Raw genomic sequence first — 14,240 nt, forward strand, 5'->3', positions numbered from 1 at the left:
TGATCGTTACAGTAACGCGCAGTGATTTGCGCGACGAGATTGACATGGCCTCTGAAGCATTCGCCCTTTCGCCTATGTCTGCCCGCGCGGCCGAGCCGAACGAGCAGGATTACGACGCGATCCGCGAAGCCTTCATGGAGACCGCGCGCGGACGCTGGTTCCTCGGCGAATACGCCAAGCGCAACCGCAACGCCGACACGCGCATGGTGCTCGATGCGGTCGCGAAAATCGAGGAAACCCTTGCGGCACAGCGACAACCCGTCGTGGTGGACCGCCTGCCCGAAGCCCTGGCCGCGATCCGCCGCGCGGTCGAGGACGCCGAAAGCGCCGCCGGCAAGGCGTTCGATCCTGCCGCGATCGAAGCCGGCCTCGCACCTGTCACGCGCGGCGTGCGCATCATCAAGGAGATCTCCTGGCGCTGGCGCGAGATCGGCGCCGATGGGCGAATCTGCGACCTGATTGATTCTCAGCTCGCCTCGATCGAGGCGGCCTGCGCCCAGGTGTCGGCGATCGACCCGCGCGGCGACCTCAAGGCTGCCTTCGATCTGCTCAAGGACCGGATCGAGCAGACCGAAGCAGATGGCGTCGCGGTGCCGCAGGCCGCGGCGCGACCTGCGCCCGCCCAGTCCACAGCGCCGGTGGCAGAAGCCCCAATTGTCGAGGCGCCGGCTGCGATGGCGCGTGAAGCGCCCGTGGCTTTTACGGAGGCGCCACAGGAGATCGCACCCGAGCCCGAGGCCGCCGCCGACCTAAGCGGCGCCGCCGGGGAGACGATGGACGTCGCCGGCGCGCCCGAGATCGCCGAAAGCCACACCGTCGCGGAAGAGAGTCTTGCTGCGCTCGAGGACAGCCTCGCCGATCCCGTGGGCGTCGCCGGGGTCACCGACGAATTCCCGCTCGATGCTGCCGCGGAAGCCGAGGACGAAGCCATCCTCGAGGCGATCGCGCTGGAGATGGCCGCGCCCGATCCGGAGTTCGACGCGATCGCCGAGCCCATGGAGGTGGGAGCAGCCGTTCCCGAGCCGATGATTGCGGAGGTCGCGGAGCCGGTCGCCATGGAGGCGCCCACCGCGCCACACGTTGAGGAGCCGGTCGCCGAGCAGCCGGTCACCGACGCCCCGATCGCGATGGAATCGCTCGCGCGCCTCACCGAGGCCATCGCGGAAGCCGCCGCCGAAATGATGGAGCAGCCGGCGCCCGCGATGGCGGCCGTGGCTACCTTCGCCGCAGCGCCGTCCGCGAGCCTGCCGATGCCGTCCCCCCTTCCCGAGCCCTCGCTCGGCGCCACCATCCTCGCCAGCGGCATCGTGCAAAAGCCCCGCCCGGCCGCAAACGATGCGTTGGCGCCGATCCGCCGCATGACCCAGGCCGAGAAGATCGCGTTCTTCTCGTAAGGGGGACGCGCTCTCCGCCGAAGCAATCCAGAGTCTTTCCGCGGAGGGATTCTGGATTGCTTCGCTGCGCTCGCATGACGGAGTGTGAGGGAACAGATTTGGAGCGCACCGGAGCGTCGGCACTCATCCCGCTGGTGTTCTGTGCCGAGCTGGCAAGCCGCCGGAAGATCGATCTCTACGCGGAGAACGACAGGGCGATCCAGCGCCTCGCCGAATTGATCATTTGCGCGGTTCAAAACCAGCAAAGTTTCAGCATGCTGACTCACGATCCACAGCAGCTCTTCCCGTGGACCTTTCAGGGAGATCTCGCCTGGATGGAGCCGTACTACGCCCGCTTTCACGATCCGCGCCTGCTGCCCATCCTCAATGCCAGGAGGCCCCTGACCAATCCACGTCTCGACGGCAACGTCACGGCAAGTTGGGGGCCTGCGCTTCCAAACTGAATGAAGATGCCGGCTCCGGAGTGTGATTCAGATCACGCAGCGCGCCATCGTGATTGCGATCACGGACCAGGATTCGAACGCGACCTAGCTTCCTCGCAACCAATCTCGCATCGAGATCAGCCCCGAGGGAGCACACCCCATGTTCCGCATGACATCCGCCCTGATGACGGCTGGCCTGCTGGGAAGCCTGTTCGGCTTCGCCTGCGGCCCGGCTTCCGCGCAAGTCGCCCCTGTCGAACCCGCCCCGACCACGCTGCAAGGCCCGGAACAGCGCGTGGCGCTGGTGATCGGCAATTCGAACTACCAGAACGCGCCGCAGCTCGCCAATCCCGACAATGACGCGCAGTCGATGGCGCAATTCCTCAACTCGGCCGGCTTCGAGGTGATCTCGGCCACCGACCTCGGCCAGAGCGACATGCTGCGCGTCGTGCAGGATTTCTCGGCCAAGGTGTCCGCGCGCGGCCCGAACACGGTGGCGATGGTCTATTACGCCGGTCATGGCGTGCAGCTTGCCGGCGAGAACTACCTCGTCCCCGTCGACGCGAAGGTGTCGAAGCCAACCGAGCTCGTCAACGACTCGGTCCGCCTGGTCGACGTCATGTCAACGCTCGAGACGATCCCGAGCCGGATGCGTATCGTCATCCTCGATGCCTGCCGCAACAACCCGTTCCCCGGCGTCAACGACGCCGGCCGGGGCCTTGCCATCGTTGACGCGCCGAACGGCTCGATCGTCGGCTATTCGACTGCGCCGGGCGCCGAGGCGCTCGACGGCACCAATGGCCACAGCCCCTACACGCAGGCCTTCCTGAACATCGCGCGCGAGCCCAACGTGCCGATCGAGCAGTTGTTCAAGCGCGTGCGCCTGGCGGTCAACCAGACCACCAGCGGCGCGCAAGTGCCCTGGGAGAGTTCCTCGCTCACCTCCGACTTCACCTTTTTCGGCGACACGGCCGTCGCCGCCAACCGCGCGCCGGTGCATGCGCCTGTCGTGCAGATGGCATCCAACCTGCCGAGCCGCACGGCGCGCCAGGCCTATGACTATGTGCTGTCGGAGGGCAAGCCTGAATACTATCAGGAGTTCGTCGCGATGTATCCGCACGACCCGCTGTGCGATCACATCCGCTGGCTGCTTGCGAACCTCTTGCTCACGCAGGCCTGGCACCAGGCGGTGCTGGCGAACTCGCCGCTCGGCTACAAGGCCTTCTACGACAGCTACGGCAACAGCCCCTACGCGCAAGTCGCGCTGAAGCTCGAGGCACAGCCGAAGCTGATTCCCCTGATGCAGGCGACGAAATTCCTCGCCCCGCAGAACATTGCCCCGACGCTCAAGATCGGCAATCTCGGCCGGCCCAAATACATGCCGCTGATCCAGCAGGGCAATGGCGCGCAGACCAACGTGAACCTGCCTGTCGTGCAGAAGCCGGTCGAGGGCAACCTCGGCAAGATCGTCACCCTGCCCGCACCGCCCAACACGGCAGCAAACAACAACAGCATCGGCAAGATCGTGACGCTGCCGGTGACCAACACCAATACCGGCGCGGCGGGCAAGGTCGTGAGCATGCCAGTGACGATCGGCAAGGCCGGCACGACGGTCGGCGCGAAGCCCGCGAACGTCCCGACGCAGAACAACCCGATCCATATCAACAACGGCGTCAGGCTCAACAACAACCCGGTGAACAAGGTGCAGGTGCAGAACACCCGCCCGCAGCTCAACGCGACCAACCGGATCGTGGGCGGCGGCAACAATGTCCGTCAATCGATGAACCAGTCAAACATGAACGGCGGCAACAACCACCGCGGCTTCATGCACTGATGCCACGAAAAAGGTGCGCTCCCTCTCCCGCTTGCGGGGAGGGCCGGGGTGGGGTGTCTCCACAATGGGACAATCCCCAAGAGGAGACATCCCCCACCCGGCGCTTCGCGCCGACCTGCCCCGCTAGCGGGAGAGGTTGCACCGCGCAAGCGGCAAGCTCGAACTCAACACGTACAAAGGGGCAGAGCGGAAACGCTCTGCCCCTCGTTTGTCTCACGAAATTGGGAAAATCACGCCACCAGCTCGGCAAACAGATCCGCATCGACATTGCCGCCGGAGAGCACGATGACGACGTTCTTCCCGGCGACATCGAGACGCCCCGCGAGCAGCGCGGCGAGGCCCACGGCGCCCCCGGGTTCAACCACGAGCTTCAGCTCGCGATAGGCAAAGGCGACCGCCGCGCCGACCTCCTTGTCGGACGCCGTCACGCCGCGCGCGAGCAGCTTGCTGTTGATCGCAAACGTCAACTCACCGGGGATCAAGGCCATCAGCGCGTCGCAGATGGTGCGGCCCGCGGGCGGATGCGGCTCGCGATGGCCTGCGGTCAGCGACAGGCCGTGATCGTCGAACGCCTCGGGCTCGGCCACCACGATCTCGGCTTGCGGATAGCGTGCCTTCACCGCCGTGGCGACGCCCGCGATCAGGCCGCCGCCGGAGGCCGGTGCCACCACGACATCGGGCGCAAGGCCGAGCGCAGCCATGTCTTCCGCGATCTCGCGGCCGGCGGTGCCCTGGCCAGCGATCACGAACGGATCGTCATAGGGCCGGACCAGCGTCGCGCCGCGCTTCTCGGCGATGCCGCGCGAGATCGCCTCGCGGTCGTCGCGGTCGCGATCGTACAGCACGACTTCGGCGCCATAGGATTTGGTGCGCTCGCGCTTCGACAGCGGCGCGTCCGCCGGCATCACGATGGTCGCCTGCATGTCCAGGATCTTGGCCGCCGCCGCCACGCCCTGGGCGTGGTTGCCGGAGGAGAACGCGACGACGCCCCCCGGGCGCTTGTCCTGCGGGATCGAGAACACCTTGTTGAAGGCGCCGCGGAATTTGAAGGAGCCGGTGCGCTGGAGCATCTCCGGCTTCAGGAAAACTTTTGCACCCACGCGCTCGTTGAGCACGGGCAAGGACAACAACGGGGTGCGGACGGCGAAGGGCGCGAGCACGCGCGCTGCGGCGTCGATATCGGCGGGGCCGACCGGAAGGGGCTGTTCGGACATGGCGTGATTTTATCGCGGCGGACGAGCCGCGGGCAAGACACCTCCGGGCGAGGATCCTCTGCGCTCAGGCGACGAACCGCGGCCGTTCCGCTCCAGCCCGGCCAGGCAGCACGGCGCCAACGGCGCGGATGCGCTCGACAAAAGCCCGCGCCGAGGCCTCCCAGGTATAGGCGGCGGCGAATTCGACGCAGGCCTGCCTGGAGATGTCGAGCGCCGCAAGGCAGGCGTCACGCAGATCATCCTCCAGCGCGCCGACAGGTGCATCGCCGATGACGTCGCGGGGCCCCTTCACCGGGAACGCCGCGACCGGCAGTCCGCTCGCGAGCGCCTCGAGCAGGACCAGGCCGAACGTGTCGGTCTTGCTCGGAAACACGAAGACATCGGCCGCCGCATAGATGTCGGCCAGCTCCTCCCCGTGCTTTTCGCCCAGGAAAATTGCATCGGGATAGGCCTCTTCCAGCGCGTTGCGCGCCGGGCCGTCGCCGACGATGACCTTGGTGCCGGGCAGATCGAGATCGAGGAACGCCTCGAGATTCTTCTCCACCGCGACGCGGCCGACCGAAAGGAAGACGGGGGCCGGCAGGCAAAGATCGATGGCGCGGGGGTGGAACAGATGCGTATCGACGCCGCGTGGCCACAGCACGACATTGTCGAAACCGCGCTCGCCGAGTTCGCGGGCCAGCGCTGGCGTCGCCGCCATCACGGCCCGGCTCGGGCCGTGGAAGCGGCGCAGCGCCCGCCAGATCAGCGAGCCCGGAACCGGCACGCGGGCGCGGACATATTCGGGGAAGCGGGTGTGGAAGCTGGTCGTGAACGGCAGCTTGCGCTGGCGGCAATAGCGGCGGACCATCACGCCGATCGGTCCTTCCGTCGCGATGTGGATGCTGTCGGGCCGGGCTTCCTCGATCAGCTTCGCAATGCGCGCCGGGCGCGGCATCGCCAGCCGCACGTCGCGATAGCTCGGCATCGCAAAGGTGCGGAACGATTGCGGCGTCAGGAACGTGAACTCGACGCCAAGACCTTCGACTTGAAGCGCCTTCGCGGCGTCAGCGAGCTTGGTCAGCGTCCGAACCACACCGTTGACTTGCGGGTGCCAGGCGTCGGTCGCGACCAGGATGCGCATCAGGCAGCTCTCATCAAGCAGCTCTGGCTGCCACCTGCGGCACTTCCGCCGGCTTCTGCAGGTGATCCGCCCAGGTGATGATCTCGAAACGGCCGTCGTCGTGCTCGACCAGCGCAGTGCAGCTCTCGACCCAGTCGCCGCAGTTCATGTAGCGGATGCCGTTCTCGTCGCGGATCACGGCGTAGTGGATGTGGCCGCAGATCACGCCATCGGCGTCGTGGCGCCGTGCTTCGGCGGCGAGCGCCTGCTCGAACGCGCCGATATAGTTGACCGCGTTCTTGACCTTCTGCTTGGCCCATTGCGACAGCGACCAATAGGGCACCTTGAACATGCGGCGGAAGAAGTTGACGAAGCGATTCATCTGGATCGCGAAGTCGTAGGCCTTGTCGCCGAGATGGGCGAGCCAGCGCGCGTTCTGCACCACGAGGTCGAAGATGTCGCCGTGGATGACGAGATATCGCTTGCCGTCCACGCCGGTGTGGACGGTGTTCTCGACGACGTCGATGCCGCCGAAATGCGTGCCGTAATAGTTGCGCAGGAACTCGTCGTGATTGCCGGGCACGTAGACGACCTTGGCACCCTTGCGCGCCTTGCGCAGCAGCTTCTGGACGAGGTCGTTATGCGATTGCGGCCAATGCCAGCTCGATTTCAATGCCCAGCCATCCACGATGTCGCCGACGAGATAGATCGTGTCGGCATCGTGGTAACGCAGGAAGTCCAGCAGAAGATCGGCTTGAGAGCCGCGGGCTCCGAGATGGACGTCGGAGATGAACAACGTGCGAAAGCGCCGCTCCGGGCTTTCGTCACTCACATCGTAACTTCCCATGCGACAGCCTGTAACAATGTCCCGTGACAGGGGGATGACGATTGAACCTTTGAGGCACCCTCGGATACGAATCGGACCTTGCCTCGCCCTCCCCGCGAATATCAGCCGCATGCGACAAACAGGCGACATGGCCCGCGATGGGGCCCCGCAAAATGCCGGGAAGCCATGGTCCCGCCGGGTGCTTGCGAGCCGCGAAATCAGCGTCAGTAAAATCGGTGGAAATGATGGATCGGCCCGTGGCCGTGACCGACGCTGAAGCGGTCGGCAGAAGCGATCGCCGCGCTGATCCAGCTCTTGGCATTGCGCACGGCCGTTTCGAGATCTTCGCCCTTGGCAAGACCTGCCGCAACCGCTGAGGATAGCGAGCAGCCGGTGCCGTGCGTGTTGCGGGTCGTGATGCGCGGTGCAGCAAGCGCGATCATGGCGGTGGCGCTGATCAGATAGTCGGTGCTCTCCGCTCCCTCGCCGTGCCCGCCCTTGATCAGGACGGCGCGGCAGCCGAGGCCAAGCAGGCGACGCCCCTGGCTTTCGACATCGCTCTCCCTTCGCGCGACCGGCTCGTCCAGCAGCGCAGCCGCCTCCGGCAGATTGGGCGTGATCACCGACGCGAGCGGCATCAGTTTCGTGCGCAACGCTTCGACGGCCTCCGCGGCAAGCAAGCGATCGCCCGAACTTGCGACCATCACGGGATCGAGCACGACATGGCGCGGCCTCCAGTACGACAGCGCTGAGGCGATCGCATCGATGCTGCCTGCCTGCGCCACCATGCCGATCTTGACGGCGCCGACGTCAAGATCGGAGAACACCGCATCGATCTGCGCGGTGAGGAAATCAGCGGGCACCGGGTGAATGCCGGTGACGCCTTTGGTGTTTTGCGCGGTCAACGCGGTGATTGCGGAGGTGCCGTAGACGCCGAGTGCGGCAAAGGTCTTCAGGTCGGCCTGGATGCCGGCGCCGCCGCTCGAATCGGAACCGGCGATGGTGAGCGCCACTGATGTCGTCATCGCGGGACACGCTTGCTTGAACAAAACTCGGCCATCGCCTGTCCTAGCGCCCTCCCACAGCCCCAGCAAGCCGCCGAATCTCGCGGCGCCGATGACCTCGTGGCACTTGTCGCGACCGCTGGCGGCTTGCTAAATCGGGCCGGTTTTGGCCTATTGGCCGGGAACAGGCCTTCGGAGTGACTGCTATGGTTCCTTTTTTCGTCCAGATCAAATGCAAGCTCGGCCAGTCCTATACGGTGGCCAACGCGCTCGCCGAAGCCGAGATCGCCTCCGAGATCTACTCCACGGCAGGCCAATACGATCTGCTGGTGAAGTTCTATGTCGACAAAGACACCGACATCGGCCACTTCGTGAACGAGAAGGTGCAGGTGCTGCCGGGCATCCAGGACACCCTCACCATCATCACCTTCAAGGCGTTCGGCGCCAGCTAGCCGCCACCTTCCCTGCGCTTGGGCGGCGTCGGGCCATCGACGGGCGGCAGCGACTTCAGATAGGCGGCCATCGCCGCGCGGTCCTCAGGCTTGAGCTGCGCGAGGTTCTTGATCACCGGCCGCATCGAGCCCGATGCGCTGTCGCCCTCGGGCATGTCGCCGGTCTCGAGGAAGTCGGCGATGTCGCTCTCACTCCAGCTGCCCAAGCCCTTCTGAGTGATGTTCGGCACCCAGCCCTCGCCTTCGGGATTGGGGCCGCCGGCGAAGCGCTGCGAGCCGATGACGCCGCCGAGAACATTGCGCGGGCTGTGGCACTCGGCGCAATGGCCAAAGCCGTTGACGAGATAGGCGCCGCGATTCCATTGCGCTGAACGTGCCGGATCTGGCACGAACGGCCTGACATCCATGAACAGCCATTTCCAGATGCCGACATTGCGGCGGATGTTGAACGGAAACGGCAGATCATGGTCGCGCACCCGGCCCGAGACCTGCGGCAGCGTCTTCAGGTAAGCGAAGAGATCGCGGACGTCGTTAATATCAGCGATGTGGTAGGACGTGTAGGGAAACGCCGGATAGTAGTGTGTGCCCTCTGGCGAAATGCCGCGTGTCACCGCATTGACGAAATCGGCCTCGCTCCAGCGTCCGATGCCGTCATTGGGATCGGGCGAAATGTTCGGGACATAGAACGTGCCGAACGGCGAGCCGAGCGCCAGGCCGCCACCGAGCCGCAGACGATCCGGCTGGTTGGGCACGGCATGGCAGGACGAGCAGCCCCCGGCGTTGAACAGCTCCTGCCCGTTGGCGAGATCGGGCCCGCGCGTCGGCGCCGGCAAGGCCAGCGCAGTCGGCGCGGTCAGCCACCAATAAGCGGCAACAGCTGCAACGGTCGTGACGAGAATGACATAAATTGTTCGTCGCAGCATTGCGGATCCCATCGTGCTCCGGCGAATTTACGGATCAACCCGCAGCCGCTCCAGCCACGAATAATTTAGATGGTTCGATCGGAATCCGGGAATAAACTTGCAATCGCACTGTTTGCAGGTTGACCGCAATCAGGCGTCAACAGGGAGAGACCCATGAACAAAGCCCTTTTTGCCACGCTGGCACTCGGAGCCGCCGTCGCATTCGCAGGCTCGGCCAGCGCGGAGAAATTGAAGGCGACGCTGGACGGCAAGTCCGAAGTCCCCGCCAATGCCAGCGCCGGTACCGGCACGGCTGACATCGACTATGACGCCGCCAGCAAGAAGCTCTCCTGGAAGCTGACCTATTCCGGGCTCTCCGGCCCCGCCACCGCCGCTCATTTCCACGGTCCGGCCGAGCCTGGCAAGAACGCCGGCGTCATGGTGCCGATCCCCGGCGCCGCGAACAGCCCGGTCGAAGGCTCGGCGACGCTGACCGACGCGCAGGCCTCCGATCTCCTCGCCGGCAAGCTCTATGTCAACGTCCACACGGCGGCAAATCCGGGCGGCGAAATCCGCGGCCAGGTGACCAAGTAAGTTCATAGCAATCGCATCGGCGAGGGCCGGGCGCGAGCAGCGCTCGGCCCCTTCTATTCTGAATCTGCCGTAGCTCAGGCCGCGCTCAATGCGTGCTCGAGGTCGGCGATCAGGTCGGATGGATTTTCGATGCCGATCGACAGCCGGATGGTGCAATCGAGCACGCCGATCTTGTGCCTGATATCGGCGGGGACACCGGAATGGGTCATCGTCGCCGGGAGGCTGGCGAGCGACTCCGTTCCGCCAAGGCTCACGGCGAGCTTGAAGATCTGCAAGCCGTTGAGGAATTTCTCCGCCGCCGCCTGGCCGCCGACGATGTCGAACGAGAATGTCGATCCCGCCCCCAGGCATTGCCGTGCGAACACGCGCCCCGAGGGTGAGTCCTCCTCGTGGTGACCGAGATAATGGACCTTCGCCACCTTGGCGTGACCGCGTAGATAATCCGCGACGAGGCGCGCGTTGCTGTTGGCCTTCTCCATGCGCAGGCTCAAGGTCTCGAGCGAGCGGTTGATCATCCAGCAGGAATGCGGATCGAGCTGGGTGCCGATGGCGCCGCGCAGCGCCTTGACGCCCTTCATCACCGCCTTGGTGCCGAGCGCGGCGCCGGCGATCAGGTCGGAGTGCCCGCCGACATATTTGGTCAGCGAGTACAGCGAGATGTCGGCGCCGTGCTCGATCGGCCGCTGAAACACCGGGCCGAGCAGCGTGTTGTCGCAGGCGATGATCGGCGTCTGGCCCTGGGCCTTGCCGATGGCATCGGCGACGCGGCGCATCAGCGCGATGTCGACGAGGCCGTTGGTCGGGTTGGCGGGGGTCTCGACCAAAATCATCGAGACCCGGCCCTTGCGCATCGCCTCCTCCGCGGCGCTATTGACCGTCGCTTCGTCGATGCCATCGGCAAAGCCGACCGCGCCGATCGAGAACCGCGACAGCGTGTTCGTCAGCAGCGTCTCGGTGCCACCATAAAGCGGCTGTGAATGCAGGATGACGTCGCCGGGCCGCACGAACGCCAGAATCGTGGTCGAGATCGCCGCCATGCCTGAGGAGAACAGCGCGCAGCCCTCGGTGCGCTCGTAGACTGCGAGCCTGTCCTCGACGATCTCGCTGTTGGGATGGTTGAAGCGCGAATAGACCAGGCCGGCGCCCATGCCCGCCGGCGGCTCGCGCCGGCCGGCGACGTAGTCGAAGAAGTCCTGGCCGTCCTCGGCGGTCTTGAACACGAAGGTCGAGGTCAGGAACACCGGCGGCTTGATGGCGCCTTCCGACAGCTGCGGATCGTAGCCATAGGTCAGCATCAGCGTTTCCGGATGCAGCATATGGTTGCCAATATGGGTTTTCGACGGGAACGGTTTTGCCATGGCCTGTCTCGCTGTTGACTGCGATCGCCGCCCGCGCGTCGGAGCTCCGAACCTGAGGCATCGACGCCGCTCGGCGCAAGCAAACATAACCATTCTGACGACGATCCGTCAGACCATGGAGGAGAATTAGCTGATGGAATCAGAAAGGCATGATGCCCGTAGACGGAGTAACGGGCTGTGCCGCCCTACTTCAGCTTCACCCGGTACGTCTCGTGGCAATCATTGCAACGGTCGTTCATCGCGGTGTAGGCGGCCTTCAGGCTCGCCACATCGTGGATCTTGCCCTTGACGTCGGCGATCGCCTTCTGCACCGGCGGGATCTTAGAATCGAAATCGGCCTTGTTCTGCCAGACTTTCGGCGACGATCCATAGGTCGCGTTCACGACGGCCTGCTTGGGATTCACCTCGAAAGTCTTGGCGATCTTGGCGACGTCGGCCTCCAGATTGGCGATCGCCTCGTCGGCGGCCTTCTGGTTGTAGGGAATCTCGCCCTTCGCCATCTTGAGGATGACGCCGTACATGCTCTTGGCCTGCGAGCGCATCAGATTGTCCTGCTGCACGGCAATCTCCTGCTGCGCCATCACGGCGCCTGCCCCCAGAACAAGGGTGCCCACGACAATCAACGTTCGTTTCATCGGCTCGTGACTCCGGCTCGCAAGTCGGTTTTGGGGGATGCTCATGAGGATAGAACCCGGCCGCGGGCCGTTAATTCCCGCGGGCGATGCGCCGCCTCACAGCCTGTGGCGGCGATGGTGCTCGTTGATCGCGATCCATACCCGCTCGGGCGTCGCCGGCATGTCGATATGATCGATCTTGTACTCGCGCCAGAGACCGTCAACGATCGCGTTGACGACGGCCGGACAGGAGCCGATCGCGCCGGCCTCGCCCGCACCCTTCACGCCCATTGGGTTGGTCGTGCAGGGAATGTTGTTGGTCTCGAACACGAAGGACGGACCATCAGCGGCGCGCGGCAGGGCGTAGTCCATGTAGGTGGCGGTGATGAGCTGGCCGTCGGTCGCGCCATAGACCACCTGCTCCATCAGCGCCTGGCCGATGCCTTGCATGGCGCCGCCATGCACCTGGCCCGCCAGCAGCAGCGGATTGAGCGTCTTGCCGAAATCGTCGACGATCACGTAATTGACGATTCTGATGATGCCGGTCGCCGGATCGATCTCGACCTCGGCGACATGCGTGCCGTTGGGATAGGTGCCGTCGGCGCTGGCAAAGGTCGCGCTGGCGTTCAGCTTGGATGGATCCGCGCCGGGACGCTTGGCGAGATCGGCGAACGAGATCGAACGGTCGGTGCCGGCAATGCGCACGAGGCCGTCTGATATCTCGAGGTCGCCGGCGCTGGCTTCCAGCGCCTGCGCCGCGATCTCTTTCAGCTTCTGGCCGAGCTCACGCGTGGCGCGCTCGACGCTCACCCCGCCCGACGGGATCGAGGCCGAGCCGCCGGTGCCAAGACCGGTGGCGATCATTGCGGTGTCGCCCTGGTGGACGTGTACACGCTCGGGCGCAACGCCGAACTGCTCGGCCACGATCTGCGCATAGGCAGTCTGGTGGCCCTGCCCGCTCGACTGCGTGCCGATCAGGACGGTGATGTCACCATTGGGGTCCATCCGCACATTGGCGGTTTCCTCTCCCATGGTGCCGCAAACCTCGACGTAGCTTGCTAGGCCAATGCCGCGGATCAGACCGTTTTTCTTGGCCGCCTTGGCGCGCTTCGAAAACTCCTTCCAGTCGGCGATCTCCATCGCGCGCTTGAGATGCGCGGCGAAATCGCCGGAATCATAGACCTTGCCGGTCGCCGTCTTGTAGGGGAGCGCCTTCGGCGGAATGAAGTTCTTGCGGCGGATGGCGTCCGGCGTCATCTCCAGTTTTCGCGCGCACGCGTCGACCAGGCGCTCGATGACGTAAGCCGCCTCCGGCCGGCCCGCGCCGCGATAGGCATCGACGGGCACGCTGTTGGTGAAGATGGTGCGCACCCGGCAGTGGAAGTTCTGGATGTCGTAGAGGCCCGGCAGCATGCCGGCGCCGCCATGCGGAATGTAGGGCCCGAAGGTCGACAGATACGCGCCCATGTCGCCCATCAGGTCGCAATCCATCGCGAGGAATTTTCCGTCTTCGGCCAGCGCCATCTTCGCGGTGGTGACGTTGTCGCGGCCCTGCGCGTCGCCCATGAAATGCTCTGAGCGGTCGGCCGACCACTTCACCGCCTTCTTCAGCTTGCGCGCCGCGACCGCCATCAGGGCGTATTCGCGATACGGAAACAGCTTCGTGCCGAAACCGCCGCCGACGTCGGGGCAGATCACCCGCATCTTGTCTGTCGGGATGTTCAGCACGTTCTGGCACAGGATGTCGCGCAGCCGATGGCTGCCCTGGCTGCCGACGGTCAGCGTCAGATGATCGGCCTTGGCATCGTATTCGCAGACCGCCGCGCGCGTCTCCATGAAGCTCGCGACCACGCGCGGATTGACGATGGAGATTTCGGCCACCGCATGCGCCCTGGCGAACGCAGCCTCAGTCGCCTTCTTGTCGCCGATCGAGACGTCGAACAGCACATTGCCCGGCTTGTCCGGCCAGACCTGCGGCGCGCCCGTCTTGACGGCGTTGACGACGCCGGTGACGGCCGGCAGCGGGCTCCATTTGACGTCGATCGCCTCGATGGCGTCGCGGCCCTGGTCGATGGTCTCGGCGACGACGAAGGCGACGGAATCGCCGACATGGCGCACCTCGTCCTTGGCCAGGATCGGGTACGGCGGTCCGGTGAACGGATCGGTCTCGAGATTGAACAGGCAGGGCAGATTGCCGAGATCGGCGACCTCGGCGGCGGTCAGAATCAGCGCGACACCAGGAAGCGAGCGGGCGCGGCTCGCGTCGATGGTGAACCTGGCATGGGCATGCGGCGAGCGCAGCACCAGGCAGCGCAGCGCGGCCTGCGGCGCGTAATCGTCGGTATAGCGGCCCTTGCCGCGGATCAGCGCGTCGTCCTCCTTGCGGAGCACGCTTTGGCCAACGCCGAACTTGATGGGGGCTGCCATTCTATCTTCCCGTTTCTCATGGTTGTTTTGGCGGCATATTGCCGTGGAAAAACTGGCAAGGCAAACGGGTTTAGGCAGGCGGGACCCGCGAAAAAAT

General features: G+C 65.2%; 13 protein-coding genes. 5 read left to right on the top strand and 8 right to left on the bottom strand.

Annotation, left to right across the window (positions count from 1 at the left end; translation table 11 throughout):
• Window positions 1-44 precede the first annotated feature (44 nt).
• From ACVIIW_RS33305 to ACVIIW_RS33315, 3 genes are all read left to right on the top strand, one after another.
• Window positions 45-1,394 carry a hypothetical protein gene (locus tag ACVIIW_RS33305; protein ID WP_456704574.1) on the top strand — a complete coding sequence of 450 codons (1,350 nt, stop codon included), beginning with the start codon at window positions 45-47 and terminating at the stop codon, window positions 1,392-1,394.
• Between the two features lie 98 nt (window positions 1,395-1,492).
• Entirely contained in the window at window positions 1,493-1,837 is a 345-nt protein-coding gene (locus ACVIIW_RS33310; protein WP_456704575.1) for an alginate lyase family protein, read from the top strand.
• A 139-nt stretch (window positions 1,838-1,976) separates the two neighbouring features.
• Entirely contained in the window at window positions 1,977-3,650 is a 1,674-nt protein-coding gene (locus ACVIIW_RS33315; protein WP_456704576.1) for a caspase family protein, read from the top strand.
• A 230-nt stretch (window positions 3,651-3,880) separates the two neighbouring features.
• On the opposite strand, the gene ACVIIW_RS33320 is transcribed toward ACVIIW_RS33315, so the two are convergent.
• The 4 genes from ACVIIW_RS33320 to thiD all read right to left on the bottom strand — a co-directional run bounded on the left by ACVIIW_RS33320 (window position 3,881) and on the right by thiD (window position 7,817).
• On the bottom strand, window positions 3,881-4,864 hold the full coding sequence (locus ACVIIW_RS33320) for a threonine/serine dehydratase (RefSeq protein ID WP_456704577.1): 984 nt from the start codon (window positions 4,862-4,864) through the stop codon (window positions 3,881-3,883).
• Between the two features lie 64 nt (window positions 4,865-4,928).
• Complete coding sequence (locus tag ACVIIW_RS33325) at window positions 4,929-5,987, bottom strand: glycosyltransferase family 4 protein (protein ID WP_456704578.1); 1,059 nt, start codon at window positions 5,985-5,987, stop codon at window positions 4,929-4,931.
• A gap of 13 nt (window positions 5,988-6,000) precedes the next feature.
• Window positions 6,001-6,813, bottom strand: coding sequence for a UDP-2,3-diacylglucosamine diphosphatase (locus ACVIIW_RS33330; RefSeq protein ID WP_092239754.1), 813 nt, complete (start codon window positions 6,811-6,813; stop codon window positions 6,001-6,003).
• Window positions 6,814-7,016: 203 nt separating this feature from the next.
• A complete protein-coding gene (thiD, locus tag ACVIIW_RS33335) occupies window positions 7,017-7,817 on the bottom strand; it encodes a bifunctional hydroxymethylpyrimidine kinase/phosphomethylpyrimidine kinase (RefSeq protein WP_456704579.1) in 801 nt (266 codons plus the stop codon).
• Between the two features lie 185 nt (window positions 7,818-8,002).
• Between thiD and ACVIIW_RS33340 the strand changes: the two genes are divergently transcribed.
• A complete protein-coding gene (locus tag ACVIIW_RS33340; RefSeq protein WP_018317369.1) occupies window positions 8,003-8,248 on the top strand; it encodes an Lrp/AsnC ligand binding domain-containing protein in 246 nt (81 codons plus the stop codon).
• Here ACVIIW_RS33340 and ACVIIW_RS33345 read toward each other — a convergent pair.
• On the bottom strand, window positions 8,245-9,171 hold the full coding sequence (locus tag ACVIIW_RS33345; protein WP_456704580.1) for a c-type cytochrome: 927 nt from the start codon (window positions 9,169-9,171) through the stop codon (window positions 8,245-8,247). The genes ACVIIW_RS33340 and ACVIIW_RS33345 overlap by 4 nt on opposite strands.
• Before the next feature lie 153 nt (window positions 9,172-9,324).
• Here ACVIIW_RS33345 and ACVIIW_RS33350 point away from each other — a divergent pair, with 153 nt between their 5' ends.
• On the top strand, window positions 9,325-9,744 hold the full coding sequence (locus ACVIIW_RS33350; RefSeq protein WP_456704581.1) for a CHRD domain-containing protein: 420 nt from the start codon (window positions 9,325-9,327) through the stop codon (window positions 9,742-9,744).
• A 74-nt stretch (window positions 9,745-9,818) separates the two neighbouring features.
• On the opposite strand, the gene ACVIIW_RS33355 is transcribed toward ACVIIW_RS33350, so the two are convergent.
• The 3 genes from ACVIIW_RS33355 to ACVIIW_RS33365 form a co-directional block, all read right to left on the bottom strand.
• On the bottom strand, window positions 9,819-11,102 hold the full coding sequence (locus tag ACVIIW_RS33355; protein WP_456704582.1) for a cystathionine gamma-synthase family protein: 1,284 nt from the start codon (window positions 11,100-11,102) through the stop codon (window positions 9,819-9,821).
• 185 nt (window positions 11,103-11,287) lie between these two features.
• Entirely contained in the window at window positions 11,288-11,737 is a 450-nt protein-coding gene (locus ACVIIW_RS33360) for a c-type cytochrome (RefSeq protein ID WP_456704583.1), read from the bottom strand.
• Between the two features lie 96 nt (window positions 11,738-11,833).
• Window positions 11,834-14,143, bottom strand: a complete 2,310-nt coding sequence (locus tag ACVIIW_RS33365; protein ID WP_456704584.1) for a xanthine dehydrogenase family protein molybdopterin-binding subunit — start codon at window positions 14,141-14,143, stop codon at window positions 11,834-11,836.
• Window positions 14,144-14,240 lie beyond the last annotated feature (97 nt).

The sequence above is a fragment of the Bradyrhizobium sp. USDA 4449 genome (genome assembly GCF_054056275.1).